The sequence below is a fragment of the Winogradskya humida genome (genome assembly GCF_016862215.1).
In the GTDB taxonomy this organism is placed as follows: Bacteria; Actinomycetota; Actinomycetes; order Mycobacteriales; family Micromonosporaceae; genus Actinoplanes; species Actinoplanes humidus.
This window is the reverse complement of the sequence record NZ_BOMN01000040.1, coordinates 145,536-171,587: the sequence shown is the minus strand read 5'-3', so window position 1 is coordinate 171,587 and position 26,052 is coordinate 145,536. Positions and strand designations below refer to the sequence as shown.

General features: G+C 70.1%; 21 protein-coding genes. 15 read left to right on the top strand and 6 right to left on the bottom strand.

Features of this window, described 5'->3' with window-relative positions:
• Window positions 1-11: 11 nt before the first annotated feature.
• The 3 genes from Ahu01nite_RS16980 to Ahu01nite_RS16970 are packed head-to-tail and all read left to right on the top strand — an operon-like array spanning window position 12 to window position 3,039.
• Complete coding sequence (locus tag Ahu01nite_RS16980; protein ID WP_203837493.1) at window positions 12-656, top strand: helix-turn-helix transcriptional regulator; 645 nt, start codon at window positions 12-14, stop codon at window positions 654-656.
• Window positions 656-1,240 (top strand): Pvc16 family protein, encoded by a 585-nt coding sequence (locus Ahu01nite_RS16975; protein ID WP_203837492.1) that lies wholly within the window; start codon window positions 656-658, stop codon window positions 1,238-1,240. The genes Ahu01nite_RS16980 and Ahu01nite_RS16975 overlap by 1 nt, the downstream gene beginning before the upstream one ends.
• A complete protein-coding gene (locus tag Ahu01nite_RS16970) occupies window positions 1,237-3,039 on the top strand; it encodes an ATP-binding protein (protein ID WP_203837491.1) in 1,803 nt (600 codons plus the stop codon). The genes Ahu01nite_RS16975 and Ahu01nite_RS16970 overlap by 4 nt, the downstream gene beginning before the upstream one ends.
• 15 nt (window positions 3,040-3,054) lie before the next feature.
• On the opposite strand, the gene Ahu01nite_RS16965 is transcribed toward Ahu01nite_RS16970, so the two are convergent.
• From Ahu01nite_RS16965 to Ahu01nite_RS16955, 3 genes are read right to left on the bottom strand one after another with little or no spacing between them, the layout of a single operon-like run.
• Entirely contained in the window at window positions 3,055-4,365 is a 1,311-nt protein-coding gene (locus Ahu01nite_RS16965) for a TraB/GumN family protein (RefSeq protein WP_203837490.1), read from the bottom strand.
• Between the two features lie 15 nt (window positions 4,366-4,380).
• Complete coding sequence (locus Ahu01nite_RS16960) at window positions 4,381-5,781, bottom strand: eCIS core domain-containing protein (protein WP_203837489.1); 1,401 nt, start codon at window positions 5,779-5,781, stop codon at window positions 4,381-4,383.
• Between the two features lie 10 nt (window positions 5,782-5,791).
• On the bottom strand, window positions 5,792-6,556 hold the full coding sequence (locus Ahu01nite_RS16955; protein WP_203837488.1) for a COG1470 family protein: 765 nt from the start codon (window positions 6,554-6,556) through the stop codon (window positions 5,792-5,794).
• 178 nt (window positions 6,557-6,734) lie between these two features.
• On the opposite strand from Ahu01nite_RS16955, the gene Ahu01nite_RS16950 reads away from it, so the two are divergent.
• From Ahu01nite_RS16950 to Ahu01nite_RS16895, 12 genes are all read left to right on the top strand, one after another.
• The gene (locus Ahu01nite_RS16950; protein ID WP_203837487.1) at window positions 6,735-8,285 is read left to right on the top strand and encodes a phage tail sheath subtilisin-like domain-containing protein; all 1,551 of its coding nucleotides are present in this window, start codon (window positions 6,735-6,737) and stop codon (window positions 8,283-8,285) included.
• A gap of 15 nt (window positions 8,286-8,300) precedes the next feature.
• Window positions 8,301-8,744, top strand: coding sequence for a phage tail protein (locus Ahu01nite_RS16945; protein WP_203837486.1), 444 nt, complete (start codon window positions 8,301-8,303; stop codon window positions 8,742-8,744).
• Window positions 8,744-9,127, top strand: coding sequence for a hypothetical protein (locus Ahu01nite_RS16940; RefSeq protein WP_203837485.1), 384 nt, complete (start codon window positions 8,744-8,746; stop codon window positions 9,125-9,127). Before Ahu01nite_RS16945 ends, Ahu01nite_RS16940 begins: the two co-directional genes overlap by 1 nt.
• On the top strand, window positions 9,064-9,276 hold the full coding sequence (locus Ahu01nite_RS51820) for a DUF6760 family protein (protein ID WP_369076634.1): 213 nt from the start codon (window positions 9,064-9,066) through the stop codon (window positions 9,274-9,276). Before Ahu01nite_RS16940 ends, Ahu01nite_RS51820 begins: the two co-directional genes overlap by 64 nt.
• Window positions 9,277-12,483: 3,207 nt before the next feature.
• Complete coding sequence (locus Ahu01nite_RS16930) at window positions 12,484-12,921, top strand: phage tail protein (RefSeq protein WP_203837483.1); 438 nt, start codon at window positions 12,484-12,486, stop codon at window positions 12,919-12,921.
• On the top strand, window positions 12,921-13,625 hold the full coding sequence (locus Ahu01nite_RS16925; protein ID WP_203837482.1) for a CIS tube protein: 705 nt from the start codon (window positions 12,921-12,923) through the stop codon (window positions 13,623-13,625). The genes Ahu01nite_RS16930 and Ahu01nite_RS16925 overlap by 1 nt, the downstream gene beginning before the upstream one ends.
• A complete protein-coding gene (locus Ahu01nite_RS16920; RefSeq protein WP_203837481.1) occupies window positions 13,622-15,484 on the top strand; it encodes a VgrG-related protein in 1,863 nt (620 codons plus the stop codon). Before Ahu01nite_RS16925 ends, Ahu01nite_RS16920 begins: the two co-directional genes overlap by 4 nt.
• Window positions 15,484-15,891: a GPW/gp25 family protein gene (locus tag Ahu01nite_RS16915; RefSeq protein ID WP_203837480.1), complete on the top strand. Its 408-nt coding sequence runs from the start codon at window positions 15,484-15,486 to the stop codon at window positions 15,889-15,891. Before Ahu01nite_RS16920 ends, Ahu01nite_RS16915 begins: the two co-directional genes overlap by 1 nt.
• Window positions 15,891-17,843, top strand: a complete 1,953-nt coding sequence (locus Ahu01nite_RS16910; RefSeq protein WP_203837479.1) for a putative baseplate assembly protein — start codon at window positions 15,891-15,893, stop codon at window positions 17,841-17,843. The genes Ahu01nite_RS16915 and Ahu01nite_RS16910 overlap by 1 nt, the downstream gene beginning before the upstream one ends.
• Window positions 17,843-18,388 (top strand): phage tail protein, encoded by a 546-nt coding sequence (locus Ahu01nite_RS16905; protein WP_203837478.1) that lies wholly within the window; start codon window positions 17,843-17,845, stop codon window positions 18,386-18,388. Before Ahu01nite_RS16910 ends, Ahu01nite_RS16905 begins: the two co-directional genes overlap by 1 nt.
• The gene (locus Ahu01nite_RS16900) at window positions 18,385-19,239 is read left to right on the top strand and encodes a zinc ribbon domain-containing protein (RefSeq protein ID WP_203837477.1); all 855 of its coding nucleotides are present in this window, start codon (window positions 18,385-18,387) and stop codon (window positions 19,237-19,239) included. The genes Ahu01nite_RS16905 and Ahu01nite_RS16900 overlap by 4 nt, the downstream gene beginning before the upstream one ends.
• A 60-nt stretch (window positions 19,240-19,299) precedes the next feature.
• Entirely contained in the window at window positions 19,300-22,095 is a 2,796-nt protein-coding gene (locus Ahu01nite_RS16895) for an AfsR/SARP family transcriptional regulator (protein WP_203837476.1), read from the top strand.
• On the opposite strand, the gene Ahu01nite_RS16890 is transcribed toward Ahu01nite_RS16895, so the two are convergent.
• From Ahu01nite_RS16890 to Ahu01nite_RS16880, 3 genes are read right to left on the bottom strand one after another with little or no spacing between them, the layout of a single operon-like run.
• The gene (locus Ahu01nite_RS16890) at window positions 21,998-22,921 is read right to left on the bottom strand and encodes an AfsR/SARP family transcriptional regulator (protein WP_203837475.1); all 924 of its coding nucleotides are present in this window, start codon (window positions 22,919-22,921) and stop codon (window positions 21,998-22,000) included. The two genes, Ahu01nite_RS16895 and Ahu01nite_RS16890, sit on opposite strands and share 98 nt — an antisense overlap.
• A gap of 55 nt (window positions 22,922-22,976) precedes the next feature.
• Window positions 22,977-25,691 (bottom strand): AfsR/SARP family transcriptional regulator, encoded by a 2,715-nt coding sequence (locus Ahu01nite_RS16885; RefSeq protein WP_203837474.1) that lies wholly within the window; start codon window positions 25,689-25,691, stop codon window positions 22,977-22,979.
• Between the two features lie 42 nt (window positions 25,692-25,733).
• On the bottom strand, window positions 25,734-25,916 hold the full coding sequence (locus Ahu01nite_RS16880) for a hypothetical protein (protein WP_203837473.1): 183 nt from the start codon (window positions 25,914-25,916) through the stop codon (window positions 25,734-25,736).
• Window positions 25,917-26,052 lie beyond the last annotated feature (136 nt).

Below are 26,052 nucleotides of genomic sequence, written 5' to 3'. Positions count from 1 at the left end.
GTGACGAGGCGGTGGAACGCATCACGGTCACAGTGCACACGACCGATCCGCTCTCCCGGGACGGTGTCGCCCGGCAGCTCGGCTACCAGCCCGGTATCACGGTGCTGGACCGGCCCGGGCAGGGCGAGGACGGCGGGGCCTCGAACCCGGGAGGGGTCGCGGTGATGGTGGTGGACCGGCTTGACGAGCCGGGCCTGATGGAGCTGCGCCGGGTGGCACGCAAGGGGGACCGCCGGGTAGTGCTGATCGCCGGTGAGCTGCGCGAGCCCGAGTTGCTCGCCGCCCTCGAGTGCCGCATCCAGGGGATCCTGTGGCGCAACGAGGTGACCGGTGACCGGCTCGCCGCCGTGGTGCGTTCCGCCGCCCGGGGAGGCAGCGACCTCCCACCCGACCTGGTCAAGCGGTTGCTCGACCTGCTCGGCCGGTTACGCCGGGGCGCCGGTCCGGCCACCGCGCCGCCGGCGTTCGGGCTGGTCGAGCGGGAGGTCGACGTGCTGCGGCTGGTTGCCGAGGGGCTGGAGACCCGGCAGATCGCCGACAAACTGGCCTACTCCGAGCGCACGATCAAGAACATTCTGCACAACATGATGACCCGGTTGCGGCTGCGGAACCGGGCGCACGCCGTCGCGTACGCACTCCGCGAGGGACACATCTGATGATCAACGATGTCGACGAGGCGCTCCGTGGGCTCATTCACGGCGGAGCGCTGCCCACGGGCACCGGCGAGGTCGTCTTCGAAGCGCCGACCCGGGATTGGGCGGCGCGACGTAACGCACCGACGGTGAACGCTTACCTCTATGACATACGCGAGGAGATCACGCGCCGGGAGCGGGGCATGATCCCGGTACGCGACGACGCCAACCGGGTCACCCACCGTCGCCGCCCGCCCCGCTGGTTCCGCCTGTCCTACCTGGTCACCGCGTGGACGAAGCGGCCGGAGGACGAGCACCGGCTGCTCGCTGCGGTGCTCACCTGCCTGCTGCGCCACGAATCGCTGCCCGCCGAGGTGCTCAGCACCGCCTTGGGCGCGCTCGATGCCACGATGCCGATCGCGGTTGCCGTCCCGCCTGCGGAGAGCCGGTCGATCGCGGACATCTGGTCGGCGCTGGGCGGTGAGCTGAAACCGTCGCTGGACGTGGTGGTCACGCTGCCGTTCCCGGTGGTTCCTGAATACCCTGCCGGTCCGCCCGTGCTCGAACCGACCGTCGCGGTCGTGCGTGACCTGTCCGAGAACCCATGACCGTCGTCGACGTACTGATCGCGCTCCGGTCGCGGGTGGCCGAGCTCGTGCGCAGCCGTAGCGCCACGGATCCGACGGCGGGAGATCCGCTGCGGGGGTTGCTGCTCTCCGCCGAGGCCGCCGGTTTCCTGGCCACCCGCACGTCGCTGACCAGCCGGTACGCCCTCCCGACGGCATCCGCAGGCGACCGGATGACCACGCTCGTCAAGGAGTTCGGGCTGGCCGAACTCGACGTCCATCTGCTCATGATCGCGCTGGCGCCCGACGTCGACCGGAGCTTCGAGCCGCTGTACGGGTATCTCAACGACGACGTCAGCCGGCGCCGCGCCACCGTCGCCCTGGCCCTGGAGCTGGCCGGGCTGGCACCGAATGACCCCGCGGCCCGGGGACGTTTCCACGTCGCGGCGCCGCTGGTCGCGGGTGCTCTGCTGGAGGTGGAGGAGCCCGAACGGCCGTTGCCGGGGCGGGCTCTGCGCGTACCGGAGAGGATTGTGGGATTTCTGCTTGGGGCTGACTCCATCGACGAGTCCCTGAACCGCGCCGCGTGGTTGGTCCCGCATGTCGCGGCGACCGCCTTCGCGGCGGAGGTCTTCCAGCAGAACCCCACAACCAGGCTTCATGTACGCGGTGAGCTCGCACCCGCAACCAATCTCGGCCGCCCGACGCTGCGGTTCGACCCGGCCATGGCACCCGCCGGCGTGGTGCCGGCGCTGATCCGCGAGGCCCGGTTACGCGGCGCGGGGCTGATCGTCGGGCCGCTACCCGAACAGCCCGCTGACTTGATCCGGGCGCTGTCCGGTGCCGAGGTTCCCCTCGTGACTTTTGGCGCGGCGTGGGACAGCCGGTGGTCGACGGCCGTACATCCTGTGCGGGTCGACGCGATGCCACTGCCGGCAGGGGACCTTTTCGCGCATGCGAGCGCGCTGGCCGCGTACGAAAAGAAGGCTCTGAGCGAGACCCACCACCTGGCCGCCGCCCGGCAACGCTCCGACTCGCAGTTGCACCGCCATGCCCGTCGCGTGGTGCCCGCCGTGGGCTGGGCCGACCTGGTGCTGCCCGAGGAACCCACCGAGCTGCTGCGCGAGCTTGCCGTACGCGCCCGGCAGCGGGAAAAGGTGCTCGGCGATTGGCAGCTGCTGCGCGGTGGCGGGCGCGGGCGCGGTGTGGTCGGGCTCTTCGCGGGTGATTCCGGCACCGGCAAAACGCTCGCGGCCGAGGTCCTCGCGGCGTCGCTGGGCGTCGAGCTGTACGTGGTGGATCTCGCAGCGATCGTCGACAAATACATCGGCGAGACCGAGAAGAACCTGGAAAGGGTCTTCACCGAAGCAGACCGGACCGACGCCGTCCTGCTATTCGACGAGGCCGACGCCATCTTCGGCAAACGCTCCGAGGTCCGTGACGCCCGCGACCGGTACGCGAACCTGGAAAGTGCCTACCTGCTGCAACGCCTCGAAACGTTCACCGGCGTGGCGATTCTGACGACGAACCTGCGCGCCAACATCGACGACGCCTTCACCCGCCGCCTCGACCTGGTCATCGACTTCCCGTTCCCCGGGCCGCCCGAGCGCGCCCTGCTCTGGCGCCGTGTCCTGGCCGGCGCACCGCAGTCCCCCGACCTGGACGCGGCCCTCGACGGCATCGCGGAACGCTTCGAACTGGGCGGCGGCTCGATCCGCGCCGCCGCGGTGACCGCCGCCTACCGGGCCACGGCCTCCTCCGCCGCGGTCATCACCGCGGCGGACGTCGAGGCGGGCGCGCGGCGCGAGTACGCCAAACGCGGCCACCTCGTCGTCGACTGAACCGTCACTGAACCATCACTGCAGCTCACGCATGGTCTGCGGACCGCCGGGTGCCGTGAAGAGCTCGACCGCGGGGATGTCGAGCAGTTCGTTGACTCCCGGGAACTGCGCCGGCAGCGTGGACCCGGCTACCTGCGGCGGCTGCTGCGGGTTCGAGGCGTGGTGCGTCCGACCGTGCGCGGCGCCGATCTCCATCAGATATTTGCCGGGATCGGTCTGCCCTGCCCGGTCATGCTCGACGACTTCCGCGGCATATGTGTTCATCAGGGTGGCCCGGGCGTGCTGAGCATCATCCCCGCGCAGCCCCTGCGGCCGGGCAGGGCGGCTGTCGATGCCTTTGACCCGGATCCCTTCCCGTTGCGCGGCGATGAGGAACCGGCGCAGCCCCGAGCCGACCTGGGCGAAGTTCGCCTGGTAGTTCGTCAGAAACGTGTCGAGCACGGGATTCATCCGGCCTGAGCGCAGGAATTCGTCCACGGCCCGCTGGGTCGAATCCTCCTTGATGCTCTCCAGGTAGACGGTCCGCACCCCTTGCGCGCGCAACGCCGCCAGGTTGTCCACCAGGAAATCCCAGACCTGGGTTGTCGCGTGCGCGCCCCCGATCGCGATGCCGTTCTCCGTGTTCAGCAACTGCGTGGCGCCGGCGAGGGCGGTATTCGTGGCGGCCAGAGTGTTCTGGGTCTGAGTTTGCTTGGCCGCCGCCGCAGCCGCGCCCCCGTTCGCCTGGAATTGCCCGGAGCGGTCAACCGAGTGAGCGGCGAGGGTCTCGACTCGTTCGTCCTGCCGCTGCCAGTACGGAAGAGTCGTGGCATCACGGCGACCGAGAAACTCGAAGTCGTCGGCGCGTGATTGGCCATAGGTCCCCTGCGGACGAGGTGCGATCCGGCTCTGGGCGCCGCCCACCGTATAGACCAGGGGCATGCCACGGGGATTCCGGTGGTTCTCCCGAAGCTCGTCCGGGGAGTCGTTGATGGCCAATCGCTGTCGCCGGTCCGGCAGTATCCGCTTGAACCAGGGCCTCTGGTAGGTATGGCGATGCGTGGCGCGCAGTTCCCGCCAGAGCTCCGGGTCCTGGACCTGGTTCTTGTCGGCACCGGTCGCCGGTATCGCGGCCCGGGGACCGTGCAGGACCAGGCTCGGGCCGTCGGGATGCCGGTGGAGCTCGTCGTGGGTGAGCACGCGCTGCACCGGGGTGCCGCGTTTCCGGCTCGCCTGCACGGCAGCGCGGTTTCCGGCCTGCTGCCGTAGGTGCGGGCTGGTGTGCTGGCCGGACCGTGCCGGACTCACCGCCGGGGCCGGGGCCGGGCGGTGCTGGTGGGCGTGCATCGCTGCTCCTCGGCTTCAGACGTCATAAATGAAGACATGTCCCGGCGCGACGAAACTGTTGCCGGACACATAGGTCACCCGGAGCCGGTGGTGGTACTTCGGCGCTTTCCCGGCGTCGAAGAGCGTCCTTCCGTCGACCGCGTCCTCCATCCTGGCGGTCAGATCAGCAGGGGTAAGCCCACCAGGGGGCACTGTCGTCGGGGTGAACGGCCAGGGATTGCCTGGATTGTCGATCTCGACGGCCACGATCCGCTGCCCGAACGCCGTGAAATAGGCCGGATCGGAAACGCGCTTGTCGCTCTGGGCGCGTGCCTCCCTGATCAGCTTGTCGGTCTCGGTCTGCACCGCGGATGCTGTCCGCTTCGACTCGACGGACGTGGCTGAGAACGGCACCAGGCCTTGGCCCGTGATCGCGGGGAACGAGTACGAGTCGGGATCGTTCTTGTCGCTGACCCCGAACTGGTAGCTCATCACACCCCCGCCCCCGAACAGAGCGACCGTCTGGCGCATCTCCGCGTAATAGCGTTCGGCCCCTTCGGTGGCGCTCTTGGTCCACTCCAGCAGGCCCTTGGCAACGCTCTTCGCACGGGTCTTCTCCGGATCGTGCCGCACCGTCGGGTGGGGGAAGACCGAGATGGGGTTTGACGGGTACAGGTAGCCGTTTGCCATCACCGGGGGCTGTTGCAGAAGTTGCGGCGCGTACCCGGGGTTCTTGCTCCGCCCGTTGCTCTTGCGGTGCTGGGCCAGCGTCGGCAGGAACTCCGTGAAGAGGCGGTTCTCCACGTTTGTGGTCGACGTCTTGAACTTCCCCCATCGGGCCTGGACGTCGTCGGTCGACGCCGTCAGCTCGCCGGGAACGTAGGCGCCGTTCACAAGCTTGCGCTGAACGTTCCCGCCCGCCGCAGGAGCATGGTCATGAACGGGGCCGGGATGTGCAGAAGCAGGGCCGGACATAGTGCGGGCGGCGTTCGCCTCGGCCGCCCGTTCGAAGCGGTCGCCGGGGTCGCTGATGCTCAGGCCGTCGCCGCTGTCGGTGCCGGCCACCGGGCCGTGGCGCTGCTGGATGACGTGGGTGAGCTCGTGAGCCAGCAGATGCTTACCGGTGGCCGACCCGCTGAACGCGCCGGCCCCGAAGACGATGTGCGACCCCGAGGTGAACGCCTGCGCCTGGACCTCGGCCGCCGCCGCGTGGGCGCTCGGCCCGGTGTGCACGCGTACGTCACCGAAGCCCGCGCCGAGGCGGCCCTCCATCTCGGTGCGCAGATCGTCCGGCAGGGGCGCGCCGCCGGACCGCAGGCTCGCCTGCACCATGGCGTGGTTGCCCGCCAACCGCTGCAGAGTCACCGGCAGGCTGCGGGCCGGACCGGGCTTCGGTGACGCCTCGGACTTCGGGGAACCATGGTCGTGAGCATGCATTGCGGCCTCCTCAGCCGTTCGTGTTCAAGCCCGCGCCGTAGTAGACGCCCGCGCCGAGCCCCACCAGCACGACCAGCAACACCAGGGCGAACAACAGGAATCGGGGCATCACCGGGCGGCGGACGAAGGTCCCGCGGGTCTCGAGGCGATCGGGCAGTCCGGTCGCGCCGGCCACGGAGGGGACGACCGTGGCCGCGTACGTGTGCCTGCTGTCGCCACGCAGCAGCCTGATGCCGCGCGGGCTGATCTTCACCTCGCTGGTCGCGGTGCCGCCCGGCGGAACCTGCAGGACCTGCGGCCACGGCCGGAAGGTGAGCACATCCTCGTCGTCACGCGCCTGCACGACCGCGGTCAGCGGGGCGTTGCTCAGGTTGCGCACGGTGAGACCCGGACGTCCGGCGAGCCTGCCCTTGACCGTGAGCGGGAACAGCTCCGCGCGCACGTCACCGAAGGCCGACACCGTCACAGACCCCTCGGCCACGTCGAACACCGCCGGGTTCTGCCTGCTCCGGACACTTATTCCGTACGCGGTGAGCCCCGCCAACGCTTCCGGGGCACGCGGGGGGCGGAAGGTCACCTCGGCCTGTCCCCGAGTGCCGGGGAAGAGCCGCACGACCGCGGGCTCGATCCGGGCCCACGCCGCCGGCGCCCCCACCACCGCGAGTTGGTACTCCTCGACGGTGTCCCCGTCGTTGCGCAGCCGCAGCGTCGCCGTGCCCGACGAGCCGGGATCCACCGCGATCGACGCGGGCTCGAGCAACGTCCACAAACTCATGAGCCGGACTCTAGGTTCGCGCGGGCGTCGGGACAGGAGTCAAGCGGGCACGCTCACGGGCGGGGGCCTGCCCTTCCGGTCACCGCGCATGCCCCCGGCGCGAGTCGGTGGTCCGTGTGCGCGGCGTTCCCGACGGGCGAGGCTGGAGTTCCAACCAGAACTTCCAGGAGGAGCCACCATGCCGACGTATCTGTCGCCCGGCGTCTACGTCGAGGAGGTCGCCGGCGGGTCCCGGCCCATCGAGGGGGTGGGCACCTCGGTCGCCGCGTTCGTGGGCCTCGCCCCCACCGGACCGCTCAACGAGCCGACGCTGGTCACCAACTGGTCGCAGTACGTCGCGGCGTTCGGCGAGTTCACCGAGGAGTACTACCTCGCGCACTCCGTCTACGGGTTCTTCAACAACGGAGGCTCTGCGGCGTACGTCGTGCGGGTCGGTGGTGGGCCGACTGCTGCGCGTACGTCCGCGCCTCGCGCGCTTCCGGACGGAGAGCCCACTCAGCTCGGGACGTTCCGGGTCGCGGCGCTCGGCAACGGCGGTGCACGCAACGGCGGCCTCACCGTCGAGGTCGGCGACCCGACCGGCGAAGGCCCCGACGACCGCTTCACCCTGATCGTCAAGGACGGCGACACCGTCGCGGAGTCGTTCGACGTGTCAGCGCGCAAGGGCGGACGCAACTACGTGGTGGCCCAGGTCCGGCAGCGTTCCAAACTCATCACCGTCGACGAGGCCGCGCCGGCTGCACAGCTCGCCCGCCCCGCCAACCAGTCGCTCTCCCTTCCGTCGCCGCCTGCGCCCGTACTGACCGCCGTAGCACCGCTTTCCAGCGGCCAGTTCCTGGGTGACTCCGCCGAGCGGACCGGCTTCGGCGGGCTCGAAGCGATCGACGAGATCAGCATGGTCGCGGTGCCGGACCTGATGGCAGCGTACGAGCGCGGCGCGATCGACCTCGACGGCGTCAAAGCCGTCCAGCTCGGCATGATCGCGCACTGCGAGCAGATGGGCGATCGGATGGCGCTGCTCGACCCGCCGCCCGGGCTCAACGTCAAGCAGGTACGCCAATGGCGGCAGGAGACGGCGGGCTACGACACCCCGTACGGCGCGGTCTACTACCCGTGGCTGAAGGTCTTCGACCCGGCCGGTGGCCAGCAGCGCATCGTGCCGCCGAGCGGCCACCTCGCCGGCATCTGGGCACGCAACGACAGCGAACGCGGCGTACACAAAGCACCCGCCAACGAGGTCGTCCGCGGCGCCGTCGACCTCGAACTTCAGCTCACCCGCAATGAGCAGGACCTGCTCAACCCGGTCGGTGTCAACTGCATCAGGGCCTTCGCCGGACGCGGCATCCGGGTGTGGGGAGCCCGCACGGTCGCCTCGGACCCGGCCTGGCGCTACCTGAACGTGCGCCGCTACTTCAACTACGTCGAGGAATCCATACTCATCGGCACCCAGTGGGTCGTCTTCGAACCCAACGACGAGGCGCTGTGGGCACGGATCCGTCGCAACATCTCGGCTTTCCTGGTCAACGAGTGGCGGGCCGGTGCGCTCTTCGGCAGCCGGCCCGAGGACGCCTTCTACGTCAAATGCGACGCCGAGACCAACACCCCCGAATCCGTCGACGCCGGCCGGGTCGTCTGCGAGGTCGGCATCGCGCCGGTCAAGCCCGCCGAGTTCGTCGTCTTCCGCCTGGCCCAGTTCTCCGGCGGCGCCGGCGAACTGACCTCCCTGTAGAAAGGTGCGTTTCCCATGACTCTCCAGCCCGGTGATGCCCTCGCCGCCCACAACTTCGGCCTGCAGATCGACGGCGTGATGGTCGAATACCTCCAGGAGGTCGGCGGCCTCTCGATGGAACAGGACGTCATCGAATACCAGCAGGTGTCCGCCGCCGGCAAGCCGATCACCAAGAAGATGCCCGGAGTGAAGAAGGCCGGCGAGTGCACGGTGACCCGCGGCATGACCGAATCCGCGGCCTTCACCCAGTGGATCAACGAGTCGGTCGCCGGCAACATGAGCAGCGCCCGCAAGAACGCCACGATCATGCTGATGGACTATCAGGGTACGGCGGTCAAGCGCTACAACCTCCGCAACGCCTGGTGCAGCAAGGTCGAGACCAGCGGCGTCAAGGCCGGCGACGCGACAGCGCTCACCGAGCAGGTGACCATCGTCTTCGAGGAACTGGTCATCGAATAATGTCCCGCACCGCTCTGCGCACGGAATTCGCGTTCGAGCTCCCCCGCGGCTACGTCGACGAAGCGGGCAAGATCCACCGCACGGGCACGATGCGCCTGGCCACAGCCCGCGACGAACTGGTGCCACTGCGAGACCTCCGCGTCCAGGAGAACCCGGCGTACCTCTCGGTGGTCCTGCTCGCCCGGGTGATCGTCACCCTCGGCACCCTCCCGCTGATCAGCGACACCGTGGTGGAAAGCCTCTTCGCCACCGACCTGGCCTTCCTGCAGGACTTCTACCGCCAGATCAACGCGGACGGCCACACCCGCGCCTCGGTCACCTGCCCGCACTGCACCGAACCGTTCGAGATCGACCTCGGCGGGAGCCGCCTGGGGGAACCCTGACGTACGCCTCCGGCGCCCTGCACGCCGAGATCGCGTACGTAGCCCACCACCTGCACTGGTCCCTCGACACCATCCTCGACCTGGAGCACCCCGACCGCCGCCGCTTCCACCGGGAGGCGGCGGCCCTGGCCGCGAACGGAGGCAGCTGACCATGGGTTTCTTCACCCGTCGCAAGCCCGCGACACCACCACCGGCCCCGGCGTGGCCTTCCGCATCCCCGGTCCAGCGCGCGGCTGCACCATCGGCACCGGCCACTCTGGACACAGGCTTCCAGAAAACCCTGGCCGCGCACCGAAGTCCCAGCTTCGTGGGCGGAACGCTGGGATCAATTCACCGGGGTACGCCCATCGGAGCCCTCCACCAGGATCTGCCCTCGATGCCGCCGGCACCGGTACCCCCTGCACCGATCACCGTCCAGCAACCGGTTCCCCCTGCACCGATCACCATCCAGCAACCGGCTCGCCCGTCCGTTCGGGCCTCGGCAGCCCCTGAGATGCCGATGCCCGTTGTCCGAAGCGGCCCACCACCCGAGATTCGGCTGCCAAAGGTAACTTCGGGCCTGGCCGCCCCCCGAGTGCGGCCAGGCCCGACGACCAACCCCGCACCAACTCGACACCTCTCGGCAGCAAACGTCTCTCGCCGTGCAGGTCTGGGCACGCCGGTGCCGGCACCATCAGCCGCGCCCCCGGTTCCTACTCCGCAGACGCGGCCTTTGCAGTCAGCGCCGGGTAATGGTCCGCGGGCTGTGGGCCTCGGCGCACCTCAGCCGGCGACACCAGGCAACCGCCGAATCCTGCGCACACCCGCCAGCCAGGTACATCCGACCGACGCCGCCGGCCAGGCGACCGCACTCCAGCGTTCCAAGAGCCACCCCGATCCATCGGAACCCGCCGCCCCTGGCCCGACCGTTCCCCCGCCGAACAACGCCGGCCCTAACCCGGCAACTCCCCTCCCTGTGACAAGCGATCCCAGCTCAATCGCCAGCCCACCCCGGCACCCCACCGACCTGGCGCCCGTCAGCACACCGCACTCGCCCGCCGCACCTCGCCCAGCTGCCACACCCCACCCGCCCGCAGCATCTCAGCCGGCTACCGCACTCCACCCGACGGCATCGACCAAGCCGATCGCAGTGTCACGATCCGCCGCTGCGTTGCGGCCGGTCGCCGGTCTTCAGGCAAGCCCAAGGCCGGACACGGGCACCGGACCGAGCGCAGGCACTGGGCAAATCGCGGGCACTGGGCCGAGTGCAGGCAGCGGGCCGAGTGCAGGTAGCGGGCCGAACGCAGGTGCCGGGCCGAGTGCAGGCAGCGGGCCAATCGCGGGTACCGGGCCGAGTGCAGGTGCCGGGCCGAGTGCAGGCAGCGGGCCGAGCGCAGGTGTCAGGCCCGTGACGGGTTCAGGGCCGCGTTCATCTTCAGGGTCAGTTCCGAGCGCGGGTTTCTCAACGAGTTCGTCCTCGACCGCTGCCCGGCCCTCGTCTGCCACTTCATTCACGCCGATCCGTCCGAGTTCACAAGACATCGCGTCATTGCCGCAAGGTGGACCTCCGAAGTCGACCGACGCAGACCCTGTGCAGCGAAACGCAGACCGGGTGCACCATGCCCCGACCTCCAGGCAACAGACCACGCGACCAATGCAACAGACCACGAGATCGGTGCAACAGAGCGCGAATCCAGCGCAACAAACCACGAACGCATCGCCACAGAACACGGACGCGACGCAACATGCCACGGGGCCGGCTGAGTACACGGCGCCGCGGCCCAGCCACGCCACCGACCGTTCACAGCAGCACAGCAAACCGGCGCAGCACGCCGCGCAGCGTGCGGGAAGCGCCTTGAAACCGGCGGGGTCTGCCACCGGACCGGCGCCACATGCCACAGGGCCAGCGCAACATGCCACTGGGCCGGCGCAACATGTCACAGGTCTAGTGCAACGGGATGTAGCCGCAGCCGCCGTGCAGCGAACCGCTCCGCCCGTGCAGCGAAGCGCGGGTCCGGTGCACCTGAGTAAGCCGGTCGCGCGGGTTGATGCAGCCGATGCTTCGTCGTCAGGAAAACCGGGATTTGCGCTGTTCGCCGGTCAGGAGGGCTCGCCAGTGCTTCGACCAGCGGTGCCCTCGACTGCCGTTCGTCCGGTTGGTGGCGCGGCCGCCCCGGTTGGTGGCGCGGCCGCTCCGGTTGCTGAGGTGCGGAGCAGCGCGCCACGACAGCCCGTTGCACAGGCGCGGGGTGGGGTAGGACGACAGCCCGTTGCACAGGCGCGGGGTGGGGCAGGACAACAGCCCATTGCGCAGGCGCGGGGTGGGGCGGGACCGCTACCTGTTGCCAGGCGTCTGAATCACGCGACGTATGTGCCGGGCAGCGGCCGACCGGGCGGGCGAACGCCTGACGCGGCAGGGCATTCACTGCGGTACAGCGTTCCTGTTTCCAGTACGCATCCAGACTCGGCGGGTCGCGGTATGGCTCTTCCCCCGGGAGCCGCCACGTCCGTCGGGCGGTTCGCCGGGATCGGTGAGGCGGTCCCGGCGATTCAACCGTCCACAGCTTCGGCTGATCCGACACCGATAGCCCGATTGGCGACGCCAACCCAGGCAACGCAAGCCCACGCGACGCGAGGCCAGGCGCCACAAGGCCAGGCGCCACGAGCCCAGGTGACACGAGGCCAGACAGGTCAAGGCCGAGCAGCGCAGCCCCAGGCAGCGCAGCCCCAGGCAGCGCAAGGCCAGGCAGCACAAGGCCTAGCGGCGCAACACCGGGCAGTACAGCGCAAAGCGGCGCAAGACCAGGCAGCACAGGGTCGGGCGTGGCCGGCCGGGGGTGCGTCACGCGGAGAACGAGTGGGTCGGGTTCCGTTGGTGCGGCCGGTGATCGGTGCTTCGGGGCCGGTTGCCGAACGATGGCCAGAGGTGGCAAGCCGACCTCGGACAACGGGTCACAGCGCCGCTGGTGGTCCGGATGTTCAACGGTCCGCCCAGGGGCTTGCGACTCGCCCCACCGCGGGTGTGATCAACCGGCCACCCACCGATCGGAACCCGGCGGACAAACCGGCCACACCATCGGCAGGGGGACCGGTCACAACATCGGCGCGCGGACCGGCCACCCCATCGGCAGGGGGGCCGGTCACAACATCGGCGCTCGGGCCGGCTCCGGCGGGGCAGGCCGGTGGCAGGTCGGTGGCCGCTGGGGTCCGGGCTGAGCCCGTAGCGACGCAGAGGGCGGAAACAGGCGGCAGCGACGCGGATGTGGATGCGTTGGCCCGTCGGCTGATTGATCCGGTTACGCGGCTTCTTCGGGCTGAGTTGCGGGCGGATCGGGAGCGGCTTGGGCTGTTGAGGGACCGAGGGTGAGGGGTTACTGATGGCCGGTGCGTTGGATCCGGGATCCACTGTGTTTTTCCGGTTGGCTGTTGATGGCCGGGACCTGGGACTTTTTCATGGCTGTGACGGTCTCTCCTCCGAGGTTGAGGTCGAGCAGCGGCAGGAGGGTGGCAACAACGGTTTCGTATGGCAGCTGCCGACCCGGGTGACCTTTTCCACGATCCGGCTGACCCGTCCACTCACCCCGGACACCACGAAGGTCGCCGCGTGGATCTCCTCGGTGACCACGGGTGTGCAGCGGCCCACCGCGCAGATCGCTGCGTTGCGGGCGGACGGTTCGACGGTGGCTCAGTGGGGGCTGGTCGAGGTTCTTCCGGTCCGGTGGCAGGGGCCGACGCTCGATCCCGGCAGCCCGGGGGTGGCGACGGAGACACTGGAGATCGCGCATCACGGGTTCACCGATGCGCGGGGTGTCTGATGCCTCCCACGAGTTCAAATCTGGCCCGGGCGACGCTCACCGTGCACAAACCACCGGCGGGGACGGGTGGGCGCAAAGGTGAGCTGCGTTTCCAATTCAATCCGAACCAGCTTCAGTTGAGCCGGTCGGCGAGCTGGAATTCACGCAAGGCCGTCGCCTTCGAGCGGGGGCCGATTCCCGAGTTCGCCGGTTCGGCGCCCGCGACGATGCAGGTCGAGGTCTTTCTCGACGCTTCCGGTACGCCGAAAGCCGGCCAGGTCCGCACCCAGGTCGAGCAGCTGCTCTCCTGCTGCGAGGTGGATCCGTCGACCGTCGCGTCGAACAAACCCGAGACGCCGTGGGTGCGGTTTTCGTGGGGGTCGTTCACAACGGTCCAGTTCGCCGCGCATGTGGAAAGTGTCAGCGCGACCTACACGCTTTTCAGCCCGGCAGGGGAGCCGTTGCGTGCCTCCTGCCAGCTGTCGTTGCGCGAGATTCCGCTACCCACGAAGGGACAGAACCCGACGTCCGGTGCGTTGAACGCGCGGCGGGTGCATCAGGTTGTCGCCGGGGATTCGCTGGCGAGCCTCGCGTGGCGGGAGTACGGCGATCCGACCGCGTGGCGCCTCATCGCCGAGGCGAACGGCATCGACGATCCGATGCGGTTGCGCCCCGGACGGGAATTGCTGCTGCCCGCGGTCGATGAGCTGAGGGCGGACAGATGAGCGCCGAGACGTACACGAGTGTTCTGCGGGTTGAGGTCGGTGGTGCGCCGTTGCCCGATCCGCTCGCGGCGCTGCTGATCGAGGGATGGGTCGATACGAGCGTGACCGTACCGTCCGCTTTCCGGTTGGCCTTCGCCGATCCCGGTGGCGACGTGGTGCGCAAGTTTCCGCAGCTGGCGGTCGGTGCAGCGGTCAAGCTGTCGCCGGTGACCGGTGGGTCCCGGGGTAAGCCGATGCTGACCGGGGAGGTCACCGGGCTGGAGCTGGATGCCGACGGCGGCGGGCGGTCGCTGGTGGTTCGCGGGTACGACCCGGGGCACCGGTTGCTGCGGAACCGGCGGGTCGAGGGGTATCCGAACATGACCGCGAGCGACATCGTGCGCCGGCTGGCCGGTCGGGCCGGGCTGCGGATCGGCCGGGTTGATGCCACGCCGACCGTGTACGACCTGGCCACGCAGCCGAACATCACGGACTGGGATTTCCTGACCGGGCTCGCGCGGGAGAACGACGTCCGGTTGTTCTTCGACGAGGACGGCAAGCTGCAGTTCACCGCGTTGCGGCCGGCCAGCGGGGCGCCTGCGGACACCACGCCCGCCGCGAAGAGCCCGTTCGTGCTGGAGGTGGGTGCGAACACGCTGTACGCGAGGGCCGGGGTCACGGCGTCCGGGCAGGTCAAGAACGTTTCGGTGCGCGGCTGGGACGTGCGGACCAAACGTGCGCTGACCGGCAGTGCCACCGCCGGTTCGACCCCGGACATCAAGACGGACGTCACCCCGGGTCAACTGACCACCGGCTTCGGGATAGCCGAGCTCGTCGAGACGGCTACGCCCTACACAGCACAAGCCCAGGTCCGCCATGCGGCAACAGCCCTCGCCCACGACGTCGCCGGCTCGTTCGCGGAGCTGGAGGTGGAGGTCACCGGCAATCCGGCGATCCGCCCCGGCACCCCCGTCGCGGTGAAGGGTGCGGGCAGGCCGTTCGAGGGTCAGTACACGGTGACCGGTGCGCGGCACATTTTCAGCTCCGGGCGCCGGTACACGACCCGGGTCACCGTCTCCGGCCGGCAGTTCCGCTCGCTGTACGGGCTCACGGCCGGCGGGGCTCCCGCGCCGAGCCTGCCCGGCGTGGTCACCGCGCTGGTCAGCAACATCAAGGACCCGATGCGCATGAGCCGGGTCAAGGTGCGTTTCCCCTGGCTGTCCGACACGTACGAGTCGGACTGGTGCCGCATCGCCCAACTCGGTGGGGTCCGCGGCGGTGGCCTGGTGCTGCCCGAGGTCGGTGACGAGGTGCTGGTCGCGTTCGACCGTGGCTCGCTGGAGCACCCGTACGTGCTGGCCGGGCTCTACAACGGCGTCGACAAGCCGACCCCGGACCCGGACGGCATCCCGAGCGTCGACCCGACCAGCGGCGCCGTGAACTGGCGCAGCACCGCGTCGCGCAGCGGCCATCAGGTGCAGCTGCTGGACGCGAAGACGCGCAGATCGAGCGGCATCCGGCTGCGCACCGGGGACGGGTCGCTCAGCGTGCACCTGGATGAGACGAGGACAACCGTGACCGTGCACAGCGACGGCACCGTGAAGATCGAGGGCACCCGCAACGTGGACATCAAGGCCGGCGGCGACCTGAACCTGACCGCGGGCCGATCGGTGAACATCTCCGGGGGCGGGCAGGTCAACGTACGCGCGGGCGGGCGCGTCGGCATCAATGCGGCCGGTGCCGTGATGCTCGACGCGGTCGGCACCGCACAGATCAAATCCGCGGGGCCGATCCTGCTGACGTCGCCGTCGAACGCCTCGGTGACCGCGGCGACCGTGACGCTGACCGGTGTCACGTTGCGCAACGGGGTGCCTTTCTGATGGGGGCGCAATTCGTCGGCGCGGGATGGGCGTTTCCGGCGCGTACCGATTCGTCGGGCGGGATCGCGCTGGTCCGCCGGGAACGGGAGGTCGAGGAGGCCATCCGGCTGATCCTCGCGACCGCGCCGGGTGAGCGACCGATGCGCCCCGATTTCGGGTGCGCCATCCACGACCTGGTCTTCGCTCCCGCGAACGAGGCGACCGCGGGCCGCATCCGGTACGAGGTCCGCGCGAGCCTGGACCGCTGGGAGCCGCGCATCGACGTGGTCGACGTACTGGTCGAACCCGCCGAGGACGACGACGCGGTCCTGGTGATCGAGATCCGCTACGTGATCAGTGGAACGAACAACCCTCGCAACCTGGTCTTCCCGTTCTATGTGATCCCAGCCGTGGAAGGGGGGTCCTGATGGCTCTGCCCACACCCAATCTCGACGACCGCCGGTTCCAGCAGTTCGTCGACGACGCGAAGCGGCACATCCAGCGACGCAGCACCGAGTGGACCGATCACAACGTCTCCGACCCGGGGATCACGCTGATCGAGGCGGTCGCGCACATGACCGATCAGCTCGTGTACCGGCTCAACCGCGTACCCGACAAGAACTATCTGGCCTTTCTCGACCTGCTGGGCGTGCGCCTCTTCCCCCCGGCTGCGGCCCGGGTCGGCGTCACGTTCTGGCTGTCGGCGCCGCAGCCGGAGCCGGTCGTGATGCCCGCCGGCACCGAGGTCGCGACCGAGCGGACCGAAGCCGAGGAGGCGGTGGTCTTCGCGACCGAGCGGGATCTTGTCGTGCCGCCGTGCGCACTCGAGCGCGTACTGATCCAAAATGCCGGCGGTCCACCGGTCGATCGGACGAACGACGTGCTCGGCGACGGGGATGTGCCGATCTTCGCCGACCCGCCGCAGCCGGGCGATGCTGTCCTTTTCGGGCTCTCGGCCGCGGTACCGGGCGGTGCCGTGGTGCTGCGGCTGGACAGCCGGGTCGACGGTGTCGGTGTCGACCCGCGCAAGCCGCCACTGCGCTGGGAGGCGTGGACCGAATCCGGGTGGGGCGACTGCGAACTGGCCGAGGACACCACCGGCGGGCTCAACCGCAACGGCGAGGTCGTGCTGCACCTTCCGGAGGGGCACGCGACGTCCCGGATCGGCGACCACAACGCAGGCTGGCTGCGGTGCCGGGCGGTCAACCCCGCCGTCGGCCAGCCGTTCTACAACACCTCACCCAGCATCCGCGAGGCCTCCGCTTTCACCATCGGTGCGACCGGGTGGGCGATTCATGCCACCGAGGTACGCGACGAGCCGCTCGGCGAATCCGCCGGGGTGCCCGGTCAGCGCGTACGGCTGACGCATGCGCCTCTGATCGCCGCCGACCCGCCGCTGCACCTGCAGGTCTCCACCGGCGAAGGCTGGCAGGACTGGCAGGTGGTCGAGAGCTTTTCCGCCTCCGGTCCCGACGACCGGCACGTGGTGGTCGACGCGACAACCGGGGAGATCGCGTTCGGGCCGGCCGTCCGGGAAAGCGACGGCACGCTGCGACAGTACGGCGTGGTGCCGCCGACGGGCGCGGTCATCCGGGCACGGCGCTACCGCTGTGGTGGTGGGCGCGGCGGGAACGTCTCGCGCGGGCTGGTGCGGGTGCTGCGCAGTTCCATCCCGTACGTCGCCCGCGTCGAGAATCGCGAGGGCGCCACGGGCGGGGTCGACGGCGAGACCGTGGACGAGGCGAAGGTCCGCGCACCGATCACGTTGCGGGCCCAGGAGCGCGCGGTGACCGTACGCGACTATGAGGAACTCGCCCGTCAAGCCGCACCCGAAGCCGCCCGGATCGCGTGTCTGGGGGTTGACCCGCGCGAGGCCGGTGAGAACGCCGTGCGGCTGCTCGTCGTGCCGCAGGCGGTGCCGGACCGCAACGGCCGGATGCGGTTCGAGCAGCTCGTGCCGACCGACGAACTACTCGGGCGGATCACTGGTTATCTGGACGAACGCCGTCCGCTCGGCACCCGGCTCTCCATCGGGCCACCGTTCTACCAGGGCGTCACGGTCGCCGCGTCGATCAACGTGCAGCGAGATCCGGGTCGCGGCGAGGACGTCCGGGCCGCCGCGCTGGACGCCGTCTACCGCTATCTCGATCCGCTGACCGGCGGCGCCGACGGGACCGGCTGGCCGTTCGGGCGCCCGCTGCGGGCCGGCGAGATCTTCGCTGCCCTGCAGCGGGTGCCGGGTGTCGACCTGGTCGACGAGGTCACGCTGAACGCTGCCGACCCGCTGACCGGACGGCGCGGCGACCCCACGGACCGCATCGAGCTGAGCGGCGCCTCGCTGTTCTTCTCGTACGAGCACACGGTGCGGGTGGTGACCTGATGCGCGGCTCGATCGAGGGGCTGACCAGCGCGTACCCGCTCGCCGACGCGATGCCCGCGGTCTACGCGGACGACCTGTTGATGCGGGGTTTCGCCGGCGGGCTCGACGCGTTGCTGGCTCCGCTGGTCGGCGTCCTCGACAACCTGGACGCGTACTTCCGGCCAGGGGTCGCACCGGCCGATTTCGTGGACTTCCTCGGGTCCTGGGTGGGCGTCGAGGCGGGGATGGTCGCCGACGAGTTCCGCCGCGAGGCAGTGGCCACCGCTGTCGCCGTGCATCAGCGTCGCGGCACCCGGGCCGGCCTCGCCGCCGCGGTCCGGTTGGCCTTCGGCGTCGAACCCGAGATCACCGAGAGCGGCGCCACGGTCTGGTCGGCGCGACCGCTCGGCCCGTTCCCCGGTTCGCCACGGGCTCAGCTCGCCGTGGCCCTGCGCGTGCCGGATCCCTCGTCCGTGGACGTCGCGCGGCTGGCGGCCGTGGTGGCCGCCAGCCGCCCCGCTCATCTGCCCTACACCGTTGCGGTACTGCGAAAGGAACCCCAGTGAGCGACCCCAGGAAACAGACCGACGCCGAGAGGGCCCGGGCCCTGCTCCTGCCCGTATCCGAGCCGCAAGGAGCACAGGATCTCGACGGGGACGGCGTACCCGCGGTGCTCCCCGGCCGTCCCGCACCGCAGCAACCTCCGACCCGCCCAGCGGCCGCAGCCGAGGAGAGCGGCATCACCTGCTGGAACTGTGGCGTCGGAAACCGCACCGACCGGACGTTCTGCCGCAACTGCGGCGCCGAGCTGCACAACCCGCCGCCCGCCGCGGCCGCACCGCCGCCGCGGCGCAACACCCGCAAGCTGCTGCTGATCATCGGGGCGATCGTGCTGACGCTCGCACTGCTCGCCGGTGCGGTCTTCGCCATCACCGCGCTGATCCGGGCGCGCGCCGACAACGAGATCAACGTGCCGCCACCGAACCTGGTCAAGGCGCCGCCGGTCGCCGCCGAGGCCAGCGTGCAGGATCCGAAGCACCCGCCGCAGAACGCGTTCGACGGTGTCTCGGACTCCTGGTGGGGCACCGGGCGCGAAGGGGACAGCCGGGGCGCCGTCATCCAGGCCGACTACTCGCAGCCGATCAACCTGCGCGCGGTCCGGATCTTCCCCGGCGTCTCGACCGACCCTGCCGACCGCGATCAGCAGGCCCGTCCACAGCAGATCCAGGTCGTCGTCACCGACGCGCAGGGCCGCCGGAGCGTGGGCAGCTACAAGCTCAGCGACGGGGAGGCGCTACTGGTCGAGATGGACGCTCCGAACACGCGACGGGTGCAGTTCGTGCTCGAATCGGCGTACGGCGCCCAGCCCGGCAAGCAGGTCGCCGTCTGCGAGATCGAGTTGTTCCGCAACGCCTGATTCATCACACAATCACCTTGCCGACATCACCCGGGCGGGTGACACGTAATTATTCACAGCGTGACCGAACCCGCGATCTGGCTCAGTTTGCTCGGCCCGGTGCGCGCCTGGCACGGGGCGTCCGAGCTCGACCTCGGTGCCCCGCAGCAGCGGGCGTTGCTGGCGGTGCTGCTGGCGCGGGCGGGTCAACCGGTCACGATGGACGAGCTGGTCGACGTGCTGTGGCCCGACCGCGCCCCGGCAACCGCCCCCAACGTGGTCCAGCGCTATGTGAGCCAGCTGCGCCGGGTCTTCGGTGATACCGGGCTGATCGTCAGCACGGCCGGCGGTTATCGGCTCGACGCCACCGCGGACACCAGCGACATCCTGCACTTCCGCCACCTGCGCGACCACGATCCCGTCGCCGCGCTCGCCCTTCGCAAGGGCGCGGTGGCCGCGGACATCAGCCCTGCCGTGCGCACCAATCCGCTCTTCGCCGCCATCGAGGCCGAGTTCGCCGTGGTCGCGATCGAGGCGGCGGAGCTCTCGCTCGAGGACGGATCCGCGGACCGCGTCCTGCCCGGCCTGCGGGAGGCGGCTTCCGGCCGGCCACTGGACGAGCACCTGCAGGCAACCCTCATGCGTACGCTCGCCGCGGCCGGACGCCCAGCGGAAGCCCTCGACATCTTCGTGGCCACGCGCGAAAGACTGGCCGACGAGTTGGGCATCGACCCCGGCCCGGCGCTGGCCGAGGCCCACCTCTCCGTCACCCGGTCCCCGGGTTCGACGCCCACGGTCATGCCGGTGATCCGGCCCGCGCAGCTCCCCGTCGACCTGCCCACCTTCGCCGGGCGCCGCGACCAGGTGGCCCACATCCGGTCGTTGCTCAGCGGCAACGCGGGCGGCATCGTCACGATGAGCGGGATGGGTGGCATCGGCAAGACCACGCTGGTTGTCCACTGTGCGCACGAGGTGGCCGGCGACTTCCCCGACGGTCAGCTCTATGTGAATCTGCGCGGCTTCGACCCGAGCGGCAAGCCGATGGACACGGCAGAAGCCATTCGCGGATTCCTCGACGCGCTCGGGGTGCCGCCCGAACGCATCCCGCACGCTGTCGAGGCGCAGGCCGCGCTCTACCGGAGCATGCTCGCCGGGCGCCGGATGCTGGTCGTGCTCGACAACGTGCTCGACTCCGAGCAGGCCCGGCCCCTGCTACCGGGCAACTCCGGGTGCCGGGCGATCGTCACGAGCCGCACGCCGCTGACCGGGCTGGTGGTGACCGACGGCGCCCAGCCCGTACCGCTGGATCTGCTGGATCCCGAGGGTGCGCGGTCGCTCCTGGAACGCCGGCTGGGCACGGCCCGGATCGCGGCGGAACCGGCAGCCCTGCCGGACCTGATAGCCCTCTGCGGTGGCCTGCCCCTGGCGCTGGCGATCGTCGCCGCGCGGGCTGCGATAAACCCGGCGTTCACCCTGGCCGACATCGCCGCTGAGCTGCGTGAGTCCGGCGACCCACTGGACGGTTTCGGCACGGTCGATCCGAGCCTCGACCTGCGGGCGGTGTTCTCCTGGTCCTACCGCCTGCTGGACGAACACGCCGCCAGGCTGTTCCGCTACCTGTCGATCCATCCGGGTCCCCGGCTGAGCACCCCGGCGGCGGCGAGCCTGCTCGGCGTGCCGGTCCGGCGGGCTCGCGCGCTGCTCGCCGAGCTGTCCCGGGCCCAGCTGCTGACCGAGTATGCGGCCGGCCGCTACCGCTTCCACGACCTGCTGCGCGCCTACGCGACCGAGCTGATGGCGGTGGCGGAAACCGAGGAGGCGTTCGCCCGGATCCGGGATCACTACGTGCGGAGCGCGACGGCAGCGGCCATCCGTCTGAACCCGCGCCGGTCCGCGTCCACCGTCGAGGCTCCCGAGCTTGCCGGGGTGACCCCGGAAACGTTCCCCGACCACGATTCGGCGCTGGCCTGGCTCACCGCCGAAAGACAGGTGGTGCTCAAGGTCCTCGACGCCGCGGAGGCGACCGGCGCGCATGCCGAGGTCTTCCAGCTCGCCTGGGCGCTCGAAAACCTGCTGCAGCGCCGTGGTTTCTGGGCCGAGTGGGAGGCGTCCCAGCGCCTTGCGATGACAGCCGCCGTCCGGCTCGGCAACCGGGCCGCCGAGGCGGAGGCCCAGCACAGCCTCGGCATGATGTTCGCTCCGCGATTCCTCAACCGGCAGGACGACAGCCGCCGTCACTACGGGGAGGCGCTGCGACTGTTCCGGGAGTCCGGCGACCTGGTCTCGGCGGCGCACCTGCACGTCCGGATCGCCGATCTGCACGCCACCGCCGGCCGGCATGACGACGAACATCGGCAGTTGCGCGAGGCACTGAACCTCTACCACCGCCTCGAGCACCCCGAGAAGGTCGCCGACTACATCTCGCATGCCTACTACCAGCTCGGCGAGTACGACCTCGCGCTCACCTACACCGAGCAGGCCATCAACTACCTGCGCGCCGCCGGTGACGTGCACCCGCAGGCCACAGCATGGGTCACGATGAGCACCATCCGGGCGGCGCTCGGAGCGCCGGCCGCAGCGCTTGCGGGTCTGCGGCACGCCATCGAGCTCTACCGGCAGTCCGGCGATCGGTTTCTGCACGCCGATGCCCTGGTCGACTCGGCGGTCCACCAGCTCGACCTCGGTGACCGGCACGCGGCCGGCGAGTCCCTGCGCGAAGCCGCCGGGATGCTCAGCGAGATCGACAGTCCCCGTGCCGTCTCGGTGCAGGCCGTGGCTTCTATCGTCGCCGCCGGGGACGGGGAGCGGTTGCGCCGGGCTGTCGCGGGTTTGTCGTCCCGATATGCGGCGCGGGCCGTCGAAGTACAACCAGCCTGACCCCCTTCACCGGCAGAGCCTGATCCGCCGTGAGAATCTGCTCGTGCACGCGGCGTAGCGCCGGCCCCGGGTCGATGCCCAGCTCGTCCGCCAGGATGCGACGCGCCGCCCGATACTGCCCCAGCGCCTCCGCCTGCCGTCCCGCCCGGTAGAGAGCGATCATCAGCAGCTCGTACAGCTGCTCGCGGAGCGGAAACTCGGCCAGCAGCGCCGTCAGCTCCGGGATCGCGTCGGTGTCGCGGCCCAGCTCCACCTCGGCGGCGAGCCGGTCGATAGCGGCGCCGGTCAGCAGCTCGGTGAGGCGGTCCCGCTGGGCCCGCGCATACGGGCCGGGCACACCCGCGAGCGGTTGCCCCTGCCGCAGTTCGACAGCGGCGGCCAGCTCGTCGACGGCCTGCCCGTGCTCACCGCTGCGCCGGGCGAGGCGCGCCCGGTCGACGTGCCGGCGGAAACGGGCGAGGTCGAGGCAATCGGCGGGTACCTGCACCGCGTAACCCCCGCCCACCGAGGTGATCGCCCCGCCCAGGATGCCCCGCAGCCGGGAGACATACGTACGGATCGTGCTCACCGCCGTACGCGGGGAATCGTCACCCCAGACGGCCCGGCTCAGCTCATCCACCGTGGCCATCGCGCCCTCGCGCAGTAGCAGCGCGGCGAGCACGGCGCGCTGCTGTGGCGACCCGAGCTCCAGCTCTGTCTCGCCCCGCCAGGCCCGGACCGGGCCGAGCACCGTGTATCTGATCCCGGCGGTCCGGCGTTCGCGGGCTGCGGAAAGGTCGATGATGTCGGCGGACCACGGTCTGTCCGCGGCGAGGCTGAGCGGCATGGCAAATCCCCCCGGATTCGGTGTTCTCGCCCTCCGCTCGGAGGGCATCCCGAGCCTAGGGAGAAGGGATGACACGTTCACTGACCAACCGCTGAACGTCGCGTTCAGCCTGGTCAAGCCGATTTCGCAGGCTCTGCGCGGCGGCGGTGTCCAGCCCGGGGAGCAGTTCCCGCGCCGACACCCAGGCATCGCGGGCACCGCTGCGACCCAGTTCGATCAAGGACTCTATCTGCCGGTACGTCTGCCGCAGTTCCCCGAACAACGACGCCGCGCTGCGGTAACAGTCGACCGCTTCGGCCGGGCGATCGTGCCGCAGATGCAGCTCACCCAGGTTGAACTGCACGATCGCCTCGCCGTGGCGGTTTCCCGCCCCCCGGTGCAACTCCCGGGCGGCCCGGTAATGGTCGATAGCCGTCTGCGGGTCCGCCTGCCGCTGGTCCAGCACGTCGGCCAGGTTGGTGTGCCCCAGGGCCTCCCCTTCGACGCTGCCCGCCACGCCGAAGAGCTCGATCGCCTCCCGGTAGTGGCCGATCGCGGCGTCGAGCGGGTCGCCGAGTTCGGCGGCGGCGACACCGAGGCCCATGACGGCGTTGGCCAGGGCGTACGGGTCGTTGAGCGTACGCAGGATGTCCGCCGCGGCCCGGTGATGCGGCTGCGCCTCCGCGTGCCGGCCCAGTTTGAAGTAGTTGCGCCCGATCCCGTAGTGCGCAGCAGCCGTCCACCAGGGATCTCCGAGACGCTGTGCGGCGGCCAGCTGCAGCTGTTTGCTGTGCAGGCAGCCGTACCAGTCGGCCCACCGGTCCTGCGGGTTGGTCAGCACCCAGGAGAGCTCGCAAACCTGCAGGTCAAGCCGGTGCCGCGCCGCGTCGTCCAGCGCCGCGAGCAGCACTTCGCGTTCGGAGTTGAACCAGGCCAGGGCGGCATCGCGGGTGCGGAACGGCGGCAGTGGCGCGCCTTGCACGGGCCGCCCCACCGCGACAGCTCTTCGATCGGGCCGCTCCAACTCGGTCGCTTTCGCACCCCACCGGACATAGTGGTCGAAGAGCGTTCTGAGCACCTCCGCCCTGTCTTCCTGGTCTTCGGCGAGCTCGCCCGCGTAGCTGCGCAGCAGGTCGTGCAACACCCACCGTCCGGGACGATGCTCCGTGATCAGATGAGCACCGACGAGCTCCGCGAGCATCTCCCGGGGGCGCTGCTCCGGCGCGAGAACCGCCACCGCGGAGAGCGCGATGTCAGGGCCGGGCGCGAGGCCGAGCCGCCGGAACAGTGTGGCCGCGGCGGGGCTCAGCGTGCGATACGACCAGGAGAAAACGTTCCGGACATCGCCGAATCCGTCCAGTCCCTCGGCGGCGCGCAGTTCGACGGCCATGTCGGCCAACCGAAACGCGGGATTCACCAGGGCCTGAGCGGCGACGATCGCCAACGCGAGAGGTAAGCCACGACATGCGGCGATCAGTTCTCCCACGGCCGCGGGCTCCGCGTCGACCCGGTGCGCACCCAGCCGCCCGCTCAGATAGTCCCGGGCCTGCGCGTCGCTGAAACCGTCGAGGCGAATCGGCCGCGCGCCCTCCGCGACCAGCCCGGCCAGACTGTTGCGGCTGGTCACAATGACAGAGCTGGATCTCTCCCCCGGCAGCAGGGGCCGCACCTGCTCGTCATCGCGAGCGTTGTCGAGCAGCACCAGCACCCGCCGCCCGGCGATCACACTGCGATACATGGCTGACAGTCCCGCCAAGGACTGTGGCAGCTGGGCCGCCGGAACCCCCAGCTCGTCCAGAAAACCGCGCAGAACATCGACCGGCCCGACCGGAGCGGCAGTCGCGTCGAATCCCCGCAGGTTCGCATAGAGGCAGCCGTCGGGGAAATCCGCGGCGATGCGATGAGCCCAATGAACGGCGAGGGTGGTCTTCCCCGTTCCGCCCATCCCCCCGATGACAATGACGGCATCGCGGGCGGCCGCCAGCTCGCGCATTTCTGCGACCCGTCCGTTGAAGGTTGCCAGGTCCGCCGGCAACCGCGCGGGCACTTTGCGCACCCGCGTCTCCTCCACCAGCACCTCCCGGTGGGCTCTGCGCAATTCGGGGCCCGGCTCGACGCCCAGTTCGCGTACCAGCCGGTCCCGGATCTCCCGGTAGGCGGTCAACGCGGCGGCCCGTTGCCCGGCCACGGCAAGAACGGTGATGAGCCGCGCATGCAACCCTTCATCCAGCCCTGCCCCGGCCGCTGCTCGAGCGATCTCCGGCAGCACGAGTTTCGCTTTCCCCGTGCTCAGCGCGGCATCAACCGCGGCTTTCAGCACGGCGATCCGCTCACGCTCCAGAGCGAGAAAAACCGGATGATTCCGTACGCCCGGCAACACGTCCGCAGCAACCGCTCCCCGCCATACCCGCAACGCCCCGAGCAACGCCTCGACGGACCCGCCGGTCACCGCAAGCCGCCGGAAAACCAGCAGATCAAGCGCTGTGGCGGGCCCGCAGAACCTGTACCCGCCCGGAGTCCGCTCGATCCACCCACTCGCCGCCCGCGCGGGCCGCTCCGGCTCCAGCACCCGCCGCAGAGCGCCGGCATAGCGATGCAGAATCCCGGCCGCGGTCGCCGGCCGATTCCCGCCCCACAATGCCTCCGACAGCGCACCGATCGAAACCGGCTCTCCGGCATGCGCCAGCAGCAACGCGAGAAACGCCCGCTGCTGAGGCGACCCCAGCTCGATCTCCCGGCCGTCCCGATGGGCGCGAACCGGCCCGAGAACCACCAGAGATGTCCCGGTCACCCTTGGAAGCGTACCGACACCGCCGTCCACAACAGATCGACCTCAGTCACCGGCCTCCAACAACCGGCGAACGCCGGCCATCATCTGGAACACCTCGACCCGGCCGTCCAGGAACCCACGCCGGTAGTCGACGCCGGTCACGGGATGCTCGGCCCGCGCCGGATCACGCTGCCCCGCAAAACCGTCCACCCGGCCATCACTGTAGGCCGACAGAGCTTCCTCCACTGACCCTCCCCAGGCCGCAAGGACCCACAGAACCGCAGGCCAGCGCCAATCTCCCACGCCACCGCAACCGTCCGGCACCCTCCTTACACCCGACCCGCACCCCACCCGATGCGGCAACTATCACTGACCGCCACCG

Coding starts and splice junctions, on each gene's coding strand:
- Ahu01nite_RS16915 (WP_203837480.1), top strand. CDS start 15,484: ATGGGGGCGCAATTCGTCGGCGCGGGATGGGCGTTTCCGGCGCGTACC.
- Ahu01nite_RS16960 (WP_203837489.1), bottom strand. CDS start 5,781: ATGCATGCTCACGACCATGGTTCCCCGAAGTCCGAGGCGTCACCGAAG.
- Ahu01nite_RS16930 (WP_203837483.1), top strand. CDS start 12,484: ATGGCCGGTGCGTTGGATCCGGGATCCACTGTGTTTTTCCGGTTGGCT.
- Ahu01nite_RS16970 (WP_203837491.1), top strand. CDS start 1,237: ATGACCGTCGTCGACGTACTGATCGCGCTCCGGTCGCGGGTGGCCGAG.
- Ahu01nite_RS16905 (WP_203837478.1), top strand. CDS start 17,843: ATGCGCGGCTCGATCGAGGGGCTGACCAGCGCGTACCCGCTCGCCGAC.
- Ahu01nite_RS16965 (WP_203837490.1), bottom strand. CDS start 4,365: ATGCACGCCCACCAGCACCGCCCGGCCCCGGCCCCGGCGGTGAGTCCG.
- Ahu01nite_RS16925 (WP_203837482.1), top strand. CDS start 12,921: ATGCCTCCCACGAGTTCAAATCTGGCCCGGGCGACGCTCACCGTGCAC.
- Ahu01nite_RS16955 (WP_203837488.1), bottom strand. CDS start 6,556: ATGAGTTTGTGGACGTTGCTCGAGCCCGCGTCGATCGCGGTGGATCCC.
- Ahu01nite_RS16890 (WP_203837475.1), bottom strand. CDS start 22,921: ATGCCGCTCAGCCTCGCCGCGGACAGACCGTGGTCCGCCGACATCATC.
- Ahu01nite_RS16975 (WP_203837492.1), top strand. CDS start 656: ATGATCAACGATGTCGACGAGGCGCTCCGTGGGCTCATTCACGGCGGA.
- Ahu01nite_RS16940 (WP_203837485.1), top strand. CDS start 8,744: ATGTCCCGCACCGCTCTGCGCACGGAATTCGCGTTCGAGCTCCCCCGC.
- Ahu01nite_RS16910 (WP_203837479.1), top strand. CDS start 15,891: ATGGCTCTGCCCACACCCAATCTCGACGACCGCCGGTTCCAGCAGTTC.
- Ahu01nite_RS16920 (WP_203837481.1), top strand. CDS start 13,622: ATGAGCGCCGAGACGTACACGAGTGTTCTGCGGGTTGAGGTCGGTGGT.
- Ahu01nite_RS16950 (WP_203837487.1), top strand. CDS start 6,735: ATGCCGACGTATCTGTCGCCCGGCGTCTACGTCGAGGAGGTCGCCGGC.
- Ahu01nite_RS16945 (WP_203837486.1), top strand. CDS start 8,301: ATGACTCTCCAGCCCGGTGATGCCCTCGCCGCCCACAACTTCGGCCTG.